The organism is Streptomyces sp. NPDC059564 (genome assembly GCF_042735575.1).
Taxonomy (GTDB): Bacteria; Actinomycetota; Actinomycetes; order Streptomycetales; family Streptomycetaceae; genus Streptomyces.
The window spans coordinates 43,689-59,815 of sequence record NZ_JBHWBP010000012.1 but is presented as its reverse complement, the minus strand read 5'-3'; the positions used below and the strand labels follow the sequence as shown (position 1 = coordinate 59,815).

17 protein-coding genes are annotated in these 16,127 nt (G+C 70.9%); 1 reads left to right on the top strand and 16 read right to left on the bottom strand.

Annotation, left to right across the window (positions count from 1 at the left end):
* Positions 1–101: 101 nt before the first annotated feature.
* From ACFV0Q_RS05010 to ACFV0Q_RS04995, 4 genes are all read right to left on the bottom strand, one after another.
* Complete coding sequence (locus ACFV0Q_RS05010) at positions 102–1,532, bottom strand: NAD(P)H-hydrate dehydratase (protein ID WP_385000536.1); 1,431 nt, start codon at positions 1,530–1,532, stop codon at positions 102–104.
* Between the two features lie 21 nt (positions 1,533–1,553).
* A complete protein-coding gene (locus tag ACFV0Q_RS05005) occupies positions 1,554–1,922 on the bottom strand; it encodes a holo-ACP synthase (RefSeq protein WP_385000533.1) in 369 nt (122 codons plus the stop codon).
* Positions 1,923–1,935: 13 nt separating this feature from the next.
* Entirely contained in the window at positions 1,936–3,795 is a 1,860-nt protein-coding gene (gene glmS, locus ACFV0Q_RS05000; RefSeq protein WP_385000530.1) for a glutamine--fructose-6-phosphate transaminase (isomerizing), read from the bottom strand.
* A 106-nt stretch (positions 3,796–3,901) separates the two neighbouring features.
* On the bottom strand, positions 3,902–4,687 hold the full coding sequence (locus tag ACFV0Q_RS04995) for a hypothetical protein (RefSeq protein WP_385000527.1): 786 nt from the start codon (positions 4,685–4,687) through the stop codon (positions 3,902–3,904).
* A gap of 278 nt (positions 4,688–4,965) precedes the next feature.
* On the opposite strand from ACFV0Q_RS04995, the gene coaA reads away from it, so the two are divergent.
* A complete protein-coding gene (gene coaA, locus ACFV0Q_RS04990) occupies positions 4,966–5,985 on the top strand; it encodes a type I pantothenate kinase (RefSeq protein ID WP_385000524.1) in 1,020 nt (339 codons plus the stop codon).
* 149 nt (positions 5,986–6,134) lie between these two features.
* Here the strand turns inward: coaA and glmM are convergent, their stop codons facing one another.
* From glmM to infA, 12 genes are all read right to left on the bottom strand, one after another.
* Positions 6,135–7,493, bottom strand: coding sequence for a phosphoglucosamine mutase (glmM, locus tag ACFV0Q_RS04985; RefSeq protein WP_385000521.1), 1,359 nt, complete (start codon positions 7,491–7,493; stop codon positions 6,135–6,137).
* Between the two features lie 136 nt (positions 7,494–7,629).
* Entirely contained in the window at positions 7,630–8,145 is a 516-nt protein-coding gene (gene rpsI, locus ACFV0Q_RS04980; protein ID WP_266574493.1) for a 30S ribosomal protein S9, read from the bottom strand.
* 42 nt (positions 8,146–8,187) lie between these two features.
* A complete protein-coding gene (gene rplM / locus ACFV0Q_RS04975; protein ID WP_073912858.1) occupies positions 8,188–8,631 on the bottom strand; it encodes a 50S ribosomal protein L13 in 444 nt (147 codons plus the stop codon).
* A 234-nt stretch (positions 8,632–8,865) separates the two neighbouring features.
* Entirely contained in the window at positions 8,866–10,119 is a 1,254-nt protein-coding gene (locus ACFV0Q_RS04970; protein WP_385000517.1) for a glycosyltransferase family 87 protein, read from the bottom strand.
* A 66-nt stretch (positions 10,120–10,185) separates the two neighbouring features.
* Positions 10,186–11,805 (bottom strand): ATP-binding cassette domain-containing protein, encoded by a 1,620-nt coding sequence (locus ACFV0Q_RS04965; protein WP_385000514.1) that lies wholly within the window; start codon positions 11,803–11,805, stop codon positions 10,186–10,188.
* 53 nt (positions 11,806–11,858) lie between these two features.
* Entirely contained in the window at positions 11,859–12,710 is an 852-nt protein-coding gene (gene truA / locus ACFV0Q_RS04960; protein ID WP_385000511.1) for a tRNA pseudouridine(38-40) synthase TruA, read from the bottom strand.
* Between the two features lie 101 nt (positions 12,711–12,811).
* On the bottom strand, positions 12,812–13,285 hold the full coding sequence (gene rplQ, locus ACFV0Q_RS04955; RefSeq protein ID WP_030653663.1) for a 50S ribosomal protein L17: 474 nt from the start codon (positions 13,283–13,285) through the stop codon (positions 12,812–12,814).
* A gap of 105 nt (positions 13,286–13,390) precedes the next feature.
* Entirely contained in the window at positions 13,391–14,413 is a 1,023-nt protein-coding gene (locus ACFV0Q_RS04950; protein ID WP_008739666.1) for a DNA-directed RNA polymerase subunit alpha, read from the bottom strand.
* 195 nt (positions 14,414–14,608) lie between these two features.
* Positions 14,609–15,013, bottom strand: a complete 405-nt coding sequence (gene rpsK, locus ACFV0Q_RS04945; RefSeq protein WP_003956432.1) for a 30S ribosomal protein S11 — start codon at positions 15,011–15,013, stop codon at positions 14,609–14,611.
* 54 nt (positions 15,014–15,067) lie between these two features.
* On the bottom strand, positions 15,068–15,448 hold the full coding sequence (gene rpsM / locus ACFV0Q_RS04940) for a 30S ribosomal protein S13 (protein WP_007265919.1): 381 nt from the start codon (positions 15,446–15,448) through the stop codon (positions 15,068–15,070).
* 199 nt (positions 15,449–15,647) lie between these two features.
* Entirely contained in the window at positions 15,648–15,761 is a 114-nt protein-coding gene (gene rpmJ, locus ACFV0Q_RS04935; protein ID WP_003956441.1) for a 50S ribosomal protein L36, read from the bottom strand.
* A gap of 74 nt (positions 15,762–15,835) precedes the next feature.
* Positions 15,836–16,057: a translation initiation factor IF-1 gene (infA, locus tag ACFV0Q_RS04930; protein WP_003956442.1), complete on the bottom strand. Its 222-nt coding sequence runs from the start codon at positions 16,055–16,057 to the stop codon at positions 15,836–15,838.
* Between the last annotated feature and the right edge of the window lie 70 nt (positions 16,058–16,127).

Sequence of the window (16,127 nt, the reverse complement as noted above, 5' to 3'; positions counted from 1 at the left end):
GTCTGGGGCGGAGCCCCAGGAGCCCGGGCGGCAGCCCGGCTCGCGCAGCGGCGGCCCCGGCCCATCCGGCCCCGACCCGGCAAACTCCAGCCCCGGCCCCGTCAGGGCCGCACGGCGCGCCAGGCCGAAGGAAGGGCGGCGGCCACCTCCTGGGCCATCACCGGCGCCCCCACGCAGCCGGCGGCCAGCCGCCCGGCCAGCCCGTGGAGGTACGCGGCCACCGACCCGGCGTCCACCCCCGACAGCCCGGCCGCCAGCAGGGACCCGGCCAGCCCCGACAGCACGTCCCCGCTCCCGGCGGTGGCGAGCCACGGAGTCCCGGTCGGGTTGACCCGGACCACCCCGCCCCCGCCCCCGCCCGGCCCGCCGGAGGCGACCAGCGTCGTCGACCCCTTCAGCAGCACCGTCGCCCCGTACCGCCCCGCCAGCTCCCGTACGGCCCCCAGCCTCCCGGCCTCCACCGACTCCCGCGGCACCCCCAGCAGCGCCGCCGCCTCCCCCGCGTGCGGGGTCAGCAGGGTCGCCGCCCGGCGCCCCCGCACCACCTCGGGGTCCAGCCCGCGCAGCCCGTCCGCGTCCACCAGCACCGGCACGTCCCGGTCGGCCAGCGCCCGCGCCACCTCCGCGCCCCGCCCGTCCCCGATCCCCGGCCCGACCACCCACGCCTGCACCCGGCCCCGCCCGACCAGCACCTCCGGGTACCGCGCGAGCACGGCGTCCACCGCCGGGCCCACGTACCGCACCGCGCCCGCGCCACCCCGCAGCGCCCCCGCCACGGCCAGCACCGCCGCGCCCGGGTATTGCTCCGACCCGGCGACGACGCCGACCACGCCCCGCCGGTACTTGTCGCTCGACGCCGTCGGCACCGGGAGCAGCCCCGCCACATCGGCGTGCTGGAGGGCCTCAAGCTCCGGCGCCGGCAGCTCCAGCCCGATCCCGACCAGCCGCAGCGCGCCCACCCGCGAGGCCCCGGGGTCGATCAGCAGCCCCGGCTTGTACGCCCCGAAGGTGACCGTCACGTCGGCCGACACCGCCGGGCCCGTCACCTCCCCGGTGTCCGCGTCCACCCCGCTCGGCAGGTCCACGGCGACGACGAGCGCGCCCGCCGGGATCCGCTCCACCAGCGCGGCGGCCGCGGCCCGCAGCCCGCCGCGCCCGCCGATCCCGGTCAGCCCGTCCAGCACGAGGTCGGCCCGCTGCGGCACCGGCTCCGCGACCCGCCCCCCGGCGGCCAGCAGCGCGGCCAGCCCGCCGGGGTGCATCCGCGCCGGATCCATCGGCACCGCCGTCACCCGGGCCCCGCGCCGCGCCAGCCGCGCCCCCGCGTACAGGGCGTCGCCGCCGTTGTCCCCGGGCCCGGCCAGCAGCACGACCCGGGAGCCGTAGACCCGGCCCCGGCTCCGCCGCAGCAACTCCGCGCACACGGCGGCCAGTCCCGCCGCCGCCCGCGCCATCAGGGCGCCTTCCGGCAGCCGTGCCATCAGCTCGCGCTCGGCGGCCCGTACGGTCTCCACGCTGTAAGCAGTACGCATGCCCCCAGCGTGCCCGAACGCCTACCCCTCGGCGATCACCACCGCGGAGGCGACCCCGGCGTCATGGCTGAGCGAGATGTGCCACGACGTCACCCCGAGGGCCTTCGCCCGCGCCTCGACCGTCCCCGACACCCGCAGCCGGGGCTGCCCGGACTCCTCCACGTACACCTCGGCGTCGGTCCACAGCAGCCCGCCCGGCGCGCCGAGCGCCTTGGCCAGGGCCTCCTTGGCGGCGAACCGGGCGGCGAGCGAGGCGGTTCCGCGCCGCTCGCCGCTCGGCAGCGTCAACTCGGCGTCGAGGAACAGCCGTCGCGCCAGGTTCGGCGTCCGCTCCAGCGCGGCGCCGAACCGCTCGATCTCGGCAACGTCAATCCCCACACCGACAATCACAAGAAAAACCCCACTACTCCACAGTCACCGACTTGGCGAGATTACGCGGCTGGTCCACCTCGTTCCCCCGCGCCGTGGCCAGCTCGCACGCGAACACCTGCAGCGGCACCGTCGCGACCAGCGGCTGGAGCAGCGTCGGCGTCGCCGGGATCCGGATCAGGTGGTCGGCGTACGGGACGACCGCCTCGTCGCCCTCCTCCGCGATGACGATGGTCCGCGCCCCGCGCGCCCGGATCTCCTGGATGTTCGAGACGATCTTGTCGTGCAGGACGGACCGCCCGCGCGGCGAGGGCACGACCACGACCACCGGCAGGTCCTGCTCGATCAGCGCGATCGGCCCGTGCTTGAGCTCGCCCGCCGCGAAGCCCTCGGCGTGCATGTACGCCAGCTCCTTGAGCTTGAGCGCGCCCTCCAGCGCCACCGGGTAGCCGACGTGCCGCCCCAGGAACAGCACGGTGTTCTTGTCGGCCAGCGACCGCGCGAGGCTCCGTACGGGTTCCATCGTCTCCAGCACGGTTTCCACGGCGCCCGCGATCTCCGACAGCTCCCGGATCACCGACTCGATCTCGTCGCCCCACTTGGTGCCCCGCACCTGGCCGAGGTACAGCGCGACCAGGTAGCAGGCCACCAGCTGCGTCAGGAACGCCTTCGTCGAGGCGACGGCCACCTCCGGACCGGCGTGCGTGTACAGCACGGCGTCCGATTCGCGCGGGATCGTGGACCCGTTGGTGTTGCAGACGGCCAGCACCTTGGCGCCCTGCTCGCGCGCGTGGCGCAGCGCCATCAGGGTGTCCATGGTCTCGCCGGACTGCGAGATCGCGATCACCAGCGTCCGCTGGTCCAGGATCGGGTCGCGGTAGCGGAACTCGCTGGCCAGCTCCGTCTCGCAGGGGATGCGGGTCCAGTGCTCGATGGCCAGCTTCGCGATCATGCCCGCGTGGTACGCCGTACCGCACGCCACGATCACGACCTTGTCGACCTCGCGGAGCACCGAGGCGGGGATGCGCACCTCGTCCAGGGTCAGCATGCCGCTCGCGTCGATCCGGCCGAGGAGGGTGTCGGCGACGGCCTTCGGCTGCTCGGCGATCTCCTTGAGCATGAAGTAGTCGTAGCCGCCCTTCTCGGCCGCCGAGGCGTCCCAGTCCACGTGGTAGGCCCGCACGTCCGCCGGCGCACCGTCGAACGTGGTCACCGTGACCCCGTCGCGGCGCAGTTCGACGACCTGGTCCTGGCCGAGCTCGATCGCGGAGCGGGTGTGGGCGATGAAGGCCGCCACGTCCGAGGCGAGGAAGTTCTCGCCCTCCCCGACGCCCACCACGAGCGGGGAGTTGCGGCGGGCGCCGACCACCACGTCGGGCTCGTCGGCGTGCACCGCGACCAGCGTGAACGCGCCCTCCAGGCGCCGGCACACCTGCCGCATCGCCTCCGCGAGCGCCCCGGACGTGCCCGGCCCGGCCGCGAACCGCTCGGCCAGCAGGTGCGCGACGACCTCGGTGTCCGTCTCGGACTCCAGCCGGTGCCCGCGCTCGGCCAGTTCGGCGCGCAGCGCGGCGAAGTTCTCGATGATGCCGTTGTGCACGACGGCCACCCGTCCGGAGTTGTCCAGATGGGGATGGGCGTTGACGTCGGTGGGCCCGCCGTGGGTCGCCCACCGCGTGTGCCCGAGCCCCGTGGACCCGGCCGGCAGGGGGTGCCCGACGAGTTCCTTCTCCAGGTTGACCAGCTTCCCGGCCTTCTTGACGTTGGCGAGCCGCCCGTCGGCGAGCACCGCGATACCGGCCGAGTCGTAGCCGCGGTACTCCAGCCGCTTCAGTCCGGCGATGACCACATCGAGCGCCGACTGCGCTCCCACGTAACCCACAATTCCGCACATAGGCCGCACCCTACGCCGTAGTTGGCAGTCTGCCCGGTACCTGAACAAGTCGAAACCCCGCCCCGGCGAATCGCCGGAGCGGGGTTGACGCTCGGTTCGCGGAAGGTCAGCCGAGCTTCTTGGCCTGGGCCCCGATCAGGGTCTTGGGGAACTCCGTCTTGCCCCCGAAGCTGATGGACGAGAAGGTCGCCACCGTGTTGGCCTTGCGCACCACGTTCAGCAGGATGGTGCCCTTGTCGCCGTCCTCCAGGTCCATGGTGAGGACCAGGCTGACGGCCTCGTCGCCCACGGAGGCGGACTGGCCGGGCTTGACGCTGTCGAACTTGGTGACGTCGCTTCCCGCGGTCACCGAGAAGCCGGCCGGGCACGCCGTGCCCGCCGCCTTGACGGACGCCACCATCTCCTCGGCGCCCTTGCCGTCGTACGACGTGAGGCCGGTCACCGTCGTGGTGGTGGTGAGGGCACCCATGATCGCGGCCGCCTTCTCCTCTTCGGTCGCGTTCGGGCCGAGCTCCTTCGGCTTCGCGGCCAGGGCCGTGAGGGCGGTTCCGGTCGGCGTGCCGATCTTCCGCTGGGTGTAGGCGTCGACCAGCGCCTTGCACTCGGGCTTGTCGACGGTTCCCGCGTTGCCCTGGTCCTCGGAGGCCTTCTTGGCCACGTCCTTCGCCTCGACGTGGTCCGGCACGTCGGCCTGGGTGACCAGCAGCGCGGACAGCTCCGAGTCGGTCTTGCCCTTGGCCGCCGGGGCGGCGCTCGACGGCGCGGACGGCCGCGGCTCGGGCTTGGCGTCGGCCTTGGTGTCGGCCTTGCCGGCGCCGCAGGCGGTCGCGAGCAGGGCCAGGGAGACCGCGGAGGCGGTCAGGACGGTACGACGGACGAGCGTGGTGCGCACGAAGGATTCCCCCAGAGAAAGAACACCGCGAGGGCGCTGATCAGCGCCGCGGTGTCGATCAATGTACGGTCGCCCCGGCCCGCCCCACCGGTGTCGCCGCCCCTGGCGGCCAATCGTGATCCGCATGAGACGGGACGGCCTTCCGATCGATACCCGCTCGCGTACAACCCCCCGCACACCCCCCGTACGCCCCCTCCACCTGCGTCTTCCCGCCCGTCCCGCACCCACGTGACCGACCCCACCATCCACGCGCGCCCCCGAGCCCCGACAATGGGCCTGTGATCACATCGCCGACGCGTTGCACGCCGGAGCCCGGACCGGAGCGCTCCGGCCCCCGCCGGGTGCCCGACGCCTCCCCGTACGTCGACCTCACGCGGGCCGAATGGAGCGCCCTGCGCGAGCGGACGCCGCTGCCGCTGACGGCGCAGGAGGTCGAGCGGCTGCGCGGCCTCGGCGACGTCATCGACCTCGACGAGGTGCGGGACGTCTACCTCCCGCTCTCCCGCCTGCTCAACCTGTACGTCGGCGCCACCAGCAACCTCCGCGGCACCCTCAACACCTTCCTCGGCGACGCGGGCAACGGCCACGGCGCCCAGCAGGGCACCCCCTTCGTGATAGGCGTCGCCGGCTCGGTCGCCGTCGGCAAGTCCACGGTGGCCCGTCTGCTCCAGGCCCTCCTCGCCCGCTGGCCGGAGCACCCGCGCGTCGAGCTGGTCACCACGGACGGGTTCCTGTTCCCGATGAAGGAGCTCCAGCGGCGCGGCCTGACCTCCCGCAAGGGCTTCCCGGAGTCCTACGACCGGCGCGCGCTGACCCGTTTCGTCGCGGACATCAAGGCGGGCAAGGACGAGGTCACGGCGCCGGTGTACTCGCACCTGATCTACGACATCGTCCCGGGCGAGCAGCTCGTGGTCCGCCGCCCGGACATCCTGATCGTCGAGGGGCTGAACGTCCTCCAGCCCGCCCTGCCCGGCAAGGACGGCCGCACCCGCGTCGGTCTCGCCGACTACTTCGACTTCAGCGTGTACGTGGACGCCCGCCCCGAGGACATCGAGCGCTGGTACCTCAACCGCTTCCGGAAGCTGCGCGAGACCGCGTTCCAGAATCCTTTCTCCTACTTCCGCAAGTACACCCAGGTCTCCGAGGAGGAGGCCCTGGAGTACGCCCAGACGATGTGGCGGACCATCAACAAGCCCAACCTGCTGGAGAACGTGGCGCCCACCCGCGGCCGCGCCACGCTCGTCGTGCGCAAGGGCCCGGACCACAAGGTGCAGAAGCTGAGCCTGCGCAAACTCTGAGCACGGCGCTCTGCGGCCACCGCACGCGCCGGCCACGAGGGTGCGGGCACACCGCATCCCCCATCGGCTGGAAACGGCCGTGGCGCACCCAGCGGGGCCGGATGATCCGCCCGCCGGGTGCGCCACGGCGCACCTTCGACGAGGAGGGCCTAGCCCAGCGCCGACTTCACGACGTCCGCGAGCCGCCCGGCGACCGCGCGGGCCTGTTCGATGTCGGCGGCCTCCACCATCACCCGGACGAGGGGCTCCGTACCGGACGGACGGAGCAGCACCCGGCCGGTGGTGCCCAGCTCGCGCTCGGCGTCGGCGACGGCCGCGGCCAGCTCGCCGGAGGTCGCGACCCGGGACTTGTCCACGTCCGGGACGTTGATCAGGATCTGCGGCAGCCGCTTCATGACCCCGGCCAGGTCGGCCAGGGACCGCCCGGTGGCCGCGACGCGGGCCGCCAGCATCAGGCCGGTCAGCGTGCCGTCGCCGGTGGTCGCGTGGTCGAGGATGATCACGTGGCCGGACTGCTCGCCGCCCAGCGCGTAGCCGTTCTCCTTCATCGACTCCAGCACGTACCGGTCGCCGACCCCGGTCTGCACGACCTGGATGCCCTCGGCCTCCATGGCCAGCTTGAAGCCCAGGTTCGACATGACGGTGCCGACCACGGTGTTCTCCCGCAGCTGGCCGGCCTCGCGCATGGCCAGCGCCAGCACCGCGAGGATCTGGTCGCCGTCGACCTCGGCGCCGGAGCCGTCCACCGCCAGGCAGCGGTCGGCGTCGCCGTCGTGCGCGATGCCGAAGTCGGCGCCGTGCTCGACCACGGCCTGCTTGACCAGGTCCAGGTGGGTGGAGCCGCAGCCGTCGTTGATGTTCAGGCCGTCGGGCTCGGCGCCGATCGTGATGATCTCCGCGCCCGCCCGGGTGAAGGCCTCGGGGGAGACGAAGGAGGCCGCGCCGTGGGCCTCGTCGAGGACGACCTTGAGGCCGTCGAGACGGTTCGGGAGGACCGCGATGAGGTGGGCGACGTACTTGTCGAAGCCCTCGGTGTAGTCGGAGACCCGGCCGACGCCGGAGCCGGTGGGCCGGTCCCAGGGAGCGCCCGTGCGGTGCTCCTCGTAGACCGACTCGATGCGGTCCTCCAGGTCGTCGGCGAGCTTGTGGCCGCCGCGCGCGAAGAACTTGATGCCGTTGTCGGGCATGGCGTTGTGGCTCGCGGAGAGCATCACGCCGAGGTCGGCGCCCAGCGCACCGGTGAGATACGCCACCGCCGGGGTGGGCAGCACACCGACGCGCAGGACGTCCACGCCGGCGCTGGCGAGGCCCGCGACGACCGCGGCCTCCAGGAATTCGCCCGACGCGCGGGGATCGCGGCCGACGACCGCCGTGGCCCGGTGGCCCGCGAAGGTGCCCGCCTCGGCCAGTACGTGTGCGGCCGCCACGGAGAGGCCGAGCGCGAGCTCAGCCGTCAGATCCGCATTGGCGACGCCTCGTACACCGTCCGTCCCGAAGAGTCGTCCCACTGTTGTCCTCCCGAGTTCACGCTTCGCTTTGTGACCGCTTGTGACAGGTATTTGCCGCTTGTGGCGGTAAACGAACCGCCCCGACAGCACAGAGAGTGCTGCCGGGGCGGTTTCGTTGCAGAACAGCAGGCGCAGATTAACGCTTGCTGTACTGCGGAGCCTTACGGGCCTTCTTGAGACCGGCCTTCTTGCGCTCGACCGCACGGTCGTCGCGGGAGAGGAAGCCGGCCTTCTTCAGCGCCGGGCGGTTGTTGTCCACGTCCGCCTCGTTCAGCGCACGGGCCACGCCGAGGCGCAGGGCGCCGGCCTGGCCGGAAACGCCGCCACCCGAGATGCGGGCGATGACGTCGTAGCGGTTGTCCAGCTCGAGGAGCTTGAACGGCTCGTTGACTTCCTGCTGGTGCACCTTGTTGGGGAAGTAGTCCTCAAGGGTGCGACCGTTGATCTTCCACTTGCCGGTGCCCGGAACGATCCGGACGCGGGCGATGGCGTTCTTGCGACGGCCCAGGCCGGCGGCCGGCTGGGGGTCACCGAAGCGACCGGCAAGCGACTCGGAGGTGTAGTCGCCCTCGACGACGACCTCGGACTCGGTGGTGTACTCCTCGACGCCCTCGAACTCTTCGACGGGGGTCTCGGCGGTGGTCTCGGCCACGATGCTCCTCAGAATTTTCTACGTCTTAGGGGGTGGCCGGAACTACTGCGCGACCTGGGTGATCTCGAACGGCACCGGCTGCTGGGCAGCGTGGGGGTGCTGGTCGCCCGAGTAGACCTTCAGCTTCGAGAGCATCTGACGGCCCAGGGTGTTCTTGGGGAGCATGCCCTTGATGGCCTTCTCGACGGCCTTCTCCGGGTTGTTCGCCAGGAGGTCGTCGTAACGCACGGAGCGGAGACCACCCGGGTAGCCGGAGTGGCGGTACGCCATCTTCTGGGTCGCCTTGTTGCCGGACAGGTGAACCTTGTCGGCGTTGACGATGATGACGAAGTCGCCCATGTCCATGTGGGGGGCGTAAGTCGGCTTGTGCTTGCCCCGCAGGAGGGCAGCGGCCTGGGTCGCCAGACGGCCGAGGACAACGTCCTGGGCGTCGATGACGAGCCACTGGCGCGAGATGTCGCCGGGCTTGGGGCTGAACGTACGCACGCGTATGCCTTCGCTTCTTCAGTGGTGGGTCATCCCCGGGGGGTGAGCCCGAGGGACGGGTCCTGACATGGGTCACCACGGACGATCACGACAGCCCTGGTCCACATCGGGGACGCAACCCGTGTGTACCGCTGGTCATCGGCCCGGTGGACCGGCGTAAGGCAAATTCACGTGAGAATGAGCAAGCCAATACGCATAACGAACCAGCAGGGTACCCCTGAAGACCTGGAAGGGTCAAAACGCGGTCCGCGATCCCGTCTCGACGGGGGTCGCGGCGCACTCCGGTTCGGTCCTGGGTGGGGACCCCGTAGTTCGTACAGGTTCCAGAGTAACCCGGTCCGGCCGCAACGCACGCCACGCGCACAGCCCCGCGAGCGCGCACAGCGCCGCGAAATCCCGGAACGCCCGCCGCTTGTGCTCGAACTCCGAAGGCCACGGAACCACCGCCAGCTGCGGCACCAGCGCCACCCAGAACCAGGGCGAACGCGGCATCGAGCCCTCCCGCACCCCCGACGCCAGCAGCAGCGGCAGCACCAGCAGCAGGTAGTGGTCGAAGGACGGCCGCGACACCAGGAACACGGCGAGCATCACCATGCAGGCCGTCTCCGCGAGCCTCAGCTCGCCCGTGTCACCGTCGTCCTCGCGCCGCCACCGCACCGCGACCGCCCACAGCACCGCCAGCGCCCCCGCCCCGGCCAGCACCACCGCCACCGGCTCCGGCAGCCCCAGCCGCGGCAGCACCGCGATCGGCGAGGCGTCCCAGGGCAGCGCGTAGGCGTCCTGCCCCTTGAACAGGAACGGCAGGGTCTTGGTGAAGAACAGCGTCGGGCTCGGCATCAGCAGCGCCCCCGCCAGCGACACCCCCACCGGCACCAGCACCGCCACCGCCAGCCCCCGCCACTGCCGGGCCAGTACGAAGAGCAGCCCGACCGGCACCAGCATCGGCTTGCAGGCGATGGCGAGCCCCACCACCAGCCCCGCCGCGACCCAGGAACGCCGGTGCGCGAGCAGCAGCGCCACCGGCAGCGCGGCCGCCGAGATCGCCGTCCAGTTCCCGATCAGCACGAGGTTCACGTACGGCTTGTACGCCAGGGCCAGCAGCCCGAAGCCGCCCACCGCGAAGCGCGAGCACAGCGGCACCGCGAACAGCCGCAACGAGGCCCACCAGCCGATCCCGACGAGCCCCGTCATCCCCACCGGCAGCAGCCAGCGCAGCACCACCTGCGGGAGCATCGCCTCCGGCACCGCCATGATCACGGCGCTCGGCAGGTACAGGAACCGCTTGTCCTCGTACGGGGAGACCCCCGCCAGCAGCGCGTCCGCGGCCTTGACCACGAAGGCGTTGTCCGAGCCCCAGTTCGCCCGCAGGCTCGTCGAGACCGCGATGACCAGGAGGATCAGCAGCGAGACCACCCGCCACGACCGGGGCGCCGGCTCCAGCAGCCAGGCGGTCCGCCGGTCGGCGGCGGACGGACGGTCCCACTTCATGAGCCAGATGCTAGGCCGCAGCCCCACAGCGCCTCCCCCTCGACCCGCCAAGGGGTTGAACCGCCCCTAGCGCTTCCGATCGACCCTACGTTCGTCCCAGACGGGTTCCTGAGTCTCCCGCACAACACCGTCCGAACCGAAGACCAAGTAACGGTCAAATGTGCGCGCGAACCAGCGGTCGTGCGTGACGCACAGCACAGTGCCGTCGTACGCCTCCAGCCCGTCCTGCAGGGCCTCCGCCGATTCCAGGTCGAGGTTGTCCGTCGGCTCGTCCAGCAGCAGCGCCGTGGTTCCGGCCAGTTCCAGCAGCAGGATCTGGAAACGCGCCTGCTGACCGCCCGAGAGCTTCTCGAAGGGCTGCTCGCCCTGGCGCTCCAGCTCGTAACGGCGCAGGGCGCCCATGGCCTGGCCGAGCGGCTTGGCCGCCTCCGTCCACAGGATGTCGACGAGGGTGCGGCCGAAAAGCTCCGGGTGGGCGTGCGTCTGCGCGAAGTGCCCGGGCAGCACCCGCGCGCCCAGCTTCCAGGTGCCCGTGTGCTTGACGTCCTCGCCCGCCAGCAGCCGCAGGAAGTGCGACTTGCCGGAACCGTTCGAGCCGAGCACCGCGACCCGCTCCCCGTAGAAGACCTCCAGCGAGAAGGGCTTCATCAGCCCCGTCAGCTCCAGGTTCTCCACGGTCAGCGCGCGCACGCCCGTCCGGCCGCCCTTGAGCCGCATCCGGATGTCCTGCTCGCGCGGCGGCTCCGGCGGCGGGCCGGCCTCCTCGAACTTCTGGAAGCGGGTCTGCATCGCCCGGTAGCGCGAGGCCATGTCGGGGCTGGACGCCGCCTGGTTGCGCAGCCGCAGCACCAGCGCCCTCAGCCGCGCGTGCTCCTCGTCCCAGCGCCGCTTGAGCTCCTCGAAGCGCGCGAAACGCTCCTTGCGGGCGTCGTGGTACGTCGCGAAGCCCGCGCCGTGCACCCACACGTCGCTGCCCGTCGGGCTCGCCTCCAGGCTGATGATCTTCTCCGCGGCCTGGGTGAGCAGCTCCCGGTCGTGGGAGACGAACAGCACCGTCTTGCGGGTGGCGGCGAGCTGCTCCTCCAGCCAGCGCTTGCCCGGGACGTCGAGGTAGTTGTCCGGCTCGTCGAGCAGCAGCACCTCGTCCGGCCCGCGCAGCAGCGCCTCCAGGACGAGCCGCTTCTGCTCACCGCCCGACAGTGTGCGCACCTCGCGGAACTGCGCGCTGTCGTACGGGATCGCCAGCGCGGCCATGGTGCAGACGTCCCACAGGGTCTCCGCCTCGTAGCCCTGTACGTCGGCCCAGTCGCTGAGCGCCTGCGCGTACGCCATCTGGGCGGCTTCGTCGTCCACCGTCAGGATCAGCTGCTCGGCCCGGTCCACGGCCTTCGCGGCCTCCCGGATCCGCGGCTGCGCCACCGACACCAGCAGGTCCCGTACGGTCGTCTCGTCCCGGACCGAGCCCACGAACTGCGACATCACGCCGAGCCCGCCGCTGATCGTGACCCCGCCGCCGTGCGGCTGGAGCTCACCGGAGATCAGCTTGAGCAGGGTGGTCTTGCCGGCGCCGTTCGCCCCCACCAGGGCCACCACCGACCCCTCCCCCACGCGGAAGGAGACGTCGGGGAGCAAGACCCGCCCGTCGGGAAGGTAGTACTCCAGGTGGCTGGCTTCGAGATGTCCCATGCGGGGCATTCTCCCGGTCGCGCCGCGATCCACCCAACCGGATTAGCCGGCGTTCAGCAGCAGCCGGCACCCGGGAGGGTGCGCATGTTGCGGGCCTCCTTGCTGCGGGCGGCCAACAGCTCGTCCGCGGGGTAGCCGACCTCCTCCAGGGTGAGCCCGTGCGGCTTCACCACGTGCACCGAGGAGTCCCGTACCGCGGCGGCCAGCACCTGCCCGGGCCACTCCACCGGCCGGTGCCCGTCGCCCACGTGCAGCAGGGCGCCGACCAGCGAGCGGACCATGTTGTGGCAGAAGGCGTCGGCCCGGACGGTGGCCGTGACGATCCCGTCGTCGGCCCGCTCCCAGCTGAGCTGCTGGAGCGTACGGATGGTCGTGGCGCCCTCGCGCTTCTTGCAGTACGCGGCGAAGTCGTGCTCGCCGAGCAGCGCGGCGGCGGCCTCGTTCATGGCGTCGACGTCCAGCGGCCACTGGTGCCACAGCACGTGCCCGCGGCGCAGCGGGTCCACTCCGGCCTGGTGGTCGCCGACGCGGTACGCGTAGCGGCGCCAGATGGCCGAAAACCGGGCGTTGAAGCCCTCGGGGGCCTCGGCGGCCCGCCACACCCGTACGTCCTGCGGCAGCCGCCCCGCGAGGCGGCGCAGCAGCTTGTCGTGGTGCTCGGCCCACACCTCCTCGGCCAGGTCGAACTGCGCGACCTGCCCGCGCGCGTGCACTCCGGCGTCGGTCCGCCCGGCCACGGTCAGGTCGACCGGTTCCTTGAGGCGCATCACGGTCTGCAGGGCGCTCTCCAGCTCCCCCTGCACGGTCCGCAGCGTGCGCTGTTTCGCCCAGCCGGAGAAGTCCTTGCCGTCGTACGACAGGTCCAGCCGCACCCGGACGTGCCCGGGCTCCACCTCGTCACTCACGTGACAGATCCTCTCAGAGTCGCGCAATGCAGAACGGGCCCGCCCCGGGAAGGGGCGGGCCCGTTCAGAGCCGATCAAGCAAGCTCGATCCCGGAGCGGGATCAGGCCTCCTTGGTCTCCTCGACCTCGGTCTCGGTGGCCTCGGCCTTGGCCTCCGCCTCCTTGACCGCACGCTTGGTGGCGGCCTCGGCCTCACCAGTGGCCTGCTGGGCGACCGTCAGGGCCTCGACCAGCTCGATGACGGCCATCGGGGCGTTGTCGCCACGACGGTTGCCGATCTTGGTGATGCGCGTGTAACCACCGGGGCGGTTCTCGTAGCGCGGGGCGATCTCGGTGAACAGCGTGTGCACGATGCTCTTGTCCGTGATCGTCTGCAGCACCAGGCGACGGTTGTGGATGTCGCCCTTCTTGGCCTTGGTGACCAGACGCTCGGCGTAGGGACGCAGGCGGCGGGCCTTGGCCTCGGTGGTGGTGATGCGGCCGTGCTCGAAGAGCGCCTTCGCGAGGTTCGCGAGGAGGTGCTTCTCGTGCGCGGCGCTGCCGCCCAGACGGGCACCCTTTGCGGGACGCGGCATTGTTACTCCTTCAAATCTGCACCGGCCGTGTCAGGTACCGGAGTCAGTTCCCTCAAGCGGTCGCGAGAGGGGGGTGTGGGGGGCGTCGGCCCCCCACAAGCTTTCTTAGTACTGCTCGGTCTCGACGAAGCCCGCATCGGCATCGTCATCCGCGCCGAAGGCGTCGGCGGCGGCGGTCGGGTCGAATCCGGGCGGGCTGTCCTTGAGGGCCAGGCCCATGCCGGCCAGCTTCGCCTTGACCTCGTCGATCGACTTCGCACCGAAGTTGCGGATGTCGAGCAGGTCGGCCTCGGAACGCGCCACGAGCTCACCCACGGAGTGGATGCCCTCGCGCTTGAGGCAGTTGTACGAGCGGACCGTGAGCTCCAGCTCCTCGATCGGCAGCGCCAGATCGGCGGCCAGGGCCGCGTCCGTCGGCGAGGGGCCCATGTCGATGCCCTCGGCGTCGATGTTGAGCTCGCGCGCCAGGCCGAACAGCTCGACCAGGGTCTTACCGGCGGACGCCATGGCGTCGCGCGGGCGCATGGCCTGCTTGGTCTCGACGTCGACGATCAGCTTGTCGAAGTCGGTGCGCTGCTCGACTCGGGTCGCCTCGACCTTGTAGGTGACCTTGAGGACCGGGCTGTAGATGGAGTCGATCGGGATGCGACCGATCTCCTGGCCCAGCTGCTTGTTCTGGACGGCGGAGACGTAGCCGCGACCGCGCTCGACGGTCAGCTCCATCTCCAGCTTGCCCTTGCCGTTGAGCGTGGCGAGGACCAGGTCCGGGTTGTGCACCTCGACACCGGCCGGGGGCGCGATGTCGGCAGCGGTGACCAGGCCGGGACCCTGCTTGCGCAGGTACATCACGACCGGCTCGTCGTGCTCCGAGGAGACGACCAGCTGCTTGATGTTGAGGATGATGTCGGTGACGTCTTCCTTGACACCCGGCACGGTGGTGAACTCGTGCAGGACGCCGTCCACGCGGATGCTGGTGACAGCGGCACCCGGGATCGAGGACAGGAGCGTACGGCGCAGGGAGTTGCCGAGGGTGTAGCCGAAGCCCGGCTCGAGCGGCTCGATCACGAACCGCGAGCGGTACTCGTCGACGACCTCTTCGGTCAGCGAAGGACGCTGAGCGATAAGCATGTCTGTGTTCCTTCAGTCGTGGACGCCCACTATTTGACGCCCGACGGGTACTACGAACTACAAGGGTACGGGCGGTACGTCCCCCGCGAGGGGTTCGTACCGCCCGGACACTCAAGAACGCACAAGTGCGTCCGCTGCGTCAGACGCGGCGGCGCGGATCACCCCCGCGACGGCGGGGAAGGGCGCCGCCCCGGATCAGACGCGGCGGCGCTTCGGCGGGCGGCAGCCGTTGTGCGGGGTGGGGGTGACGTCCTGGATCGAGCCGACCTCGAGGCCGGTGGCCTGGAGGGAGCGGATCGCGGTCTCGCGGCCGGAGCCCGGACCCTTGACGAAGACGTCAACCTTGCGCATGCCGTGCTCCTGCGCGCGGCGGGCGGCCGACTCGGCGGCCATCTGCGCGGCGAAGGGGGTGGACTTGCGCGAGCCCTTGAAGCCGACGTGGCCGGCGGAGGCCCAGGAGATCACGTTGCCCGAGGGGTCCGTGATCGAGACGATCGTGTTGTTGAACGTGCTCTTGATGTGGGCGTGCCCGTGAGCGACGTTCTTCTTTTCCTTGCGGCGCACCTTCTTGGCAGCGCCCTGACGACCCTTGGGGGGCATCTAAATCTCCTACGGGAGGTGGTCGGTCCTACAGCGCAAGACCGCTGAACAGGACTACTTCTTGCCCGGCTTCTTCTTACCGGCGATCGCGCGACGCGGGCCCTTGCGGGTACGCGCGTTCGTGCTGGTGCGCTGACCGTGCACCGGCAGGCCACGACGGTGGCGGATGCCCTGGTAGCACTGGATCTCGATCTTGCGGCGGATGTCGCCCTGGATCTCGCGGCGGAGGTCACCCTCGGTGCGGAGGTTGGCGTCCACGTACTCGCGGATCTTGACGAGGTCCTCTTCGGCCAGGTCACGAACGCGGGTGTTCGGGTTCACGCCCGTGGAGGCGAGGATCTCCTTGGACCGGGTGCGCCCGATACCGAAGACGTAGGTGAGTGCGATCTCCACACGCTTTTCGCGCGGGATGTCAACACCGGAAACGCGTGCCACAAATGGCTCCTGTGTGTTCGGGGGTCTTCCGCAGAACCACTCCCGACCGCCGACCACCCTTGATGGGTGGTGGTACGTCCGGGTCCCCGGCCCCCGCCGGAGGTACCGCCGGCCCCCGTGAGGGCTGGGCGGGTTCTGCGTATGTACGTTTTCTTACGTCGCGCGAAGAACTGCGTTAAGGCAGGTCGGTCGGCGTGCGTCAGCCCTGGCGCTGCTTGTGGCGCAGGTTGTCGCAGATGACCATGACCCGACCGTGACGGCGGATCACCTTGCACTTGTCGCAGATCTTCTTGACGCTCGGCTTGACCTTCATGTTGGTGAGGTTCTCCGGGTCAGTGCCACCACCCGCGCCGGGACAAGACGCCCAGGCGGGAGTGAAGACAAGATCTACTTGTATCGGTAGACGATCCGGCCACGCGTCAGGTCGTACGGAGACAGCTCCACGACGACCCGGTCATCAGGGAGGATGCGGATGTAGTGCATGCGCATCTTGCCGCTGATGTGCGCGAGGACCTTGTGACCGTTCTGGAGTTCCACCTTGAACATCGCGTTCGGGAGGGACTCGATCACGGTGCCCTCGATTTCGATGGCACCTTGCTTCTTGGCCACGCTTCGCCTTTCGAATCGGCTACCTTGATCGGCTTCGCGCTCCATGCAGGCATGGAAGTGCACGAGAGCC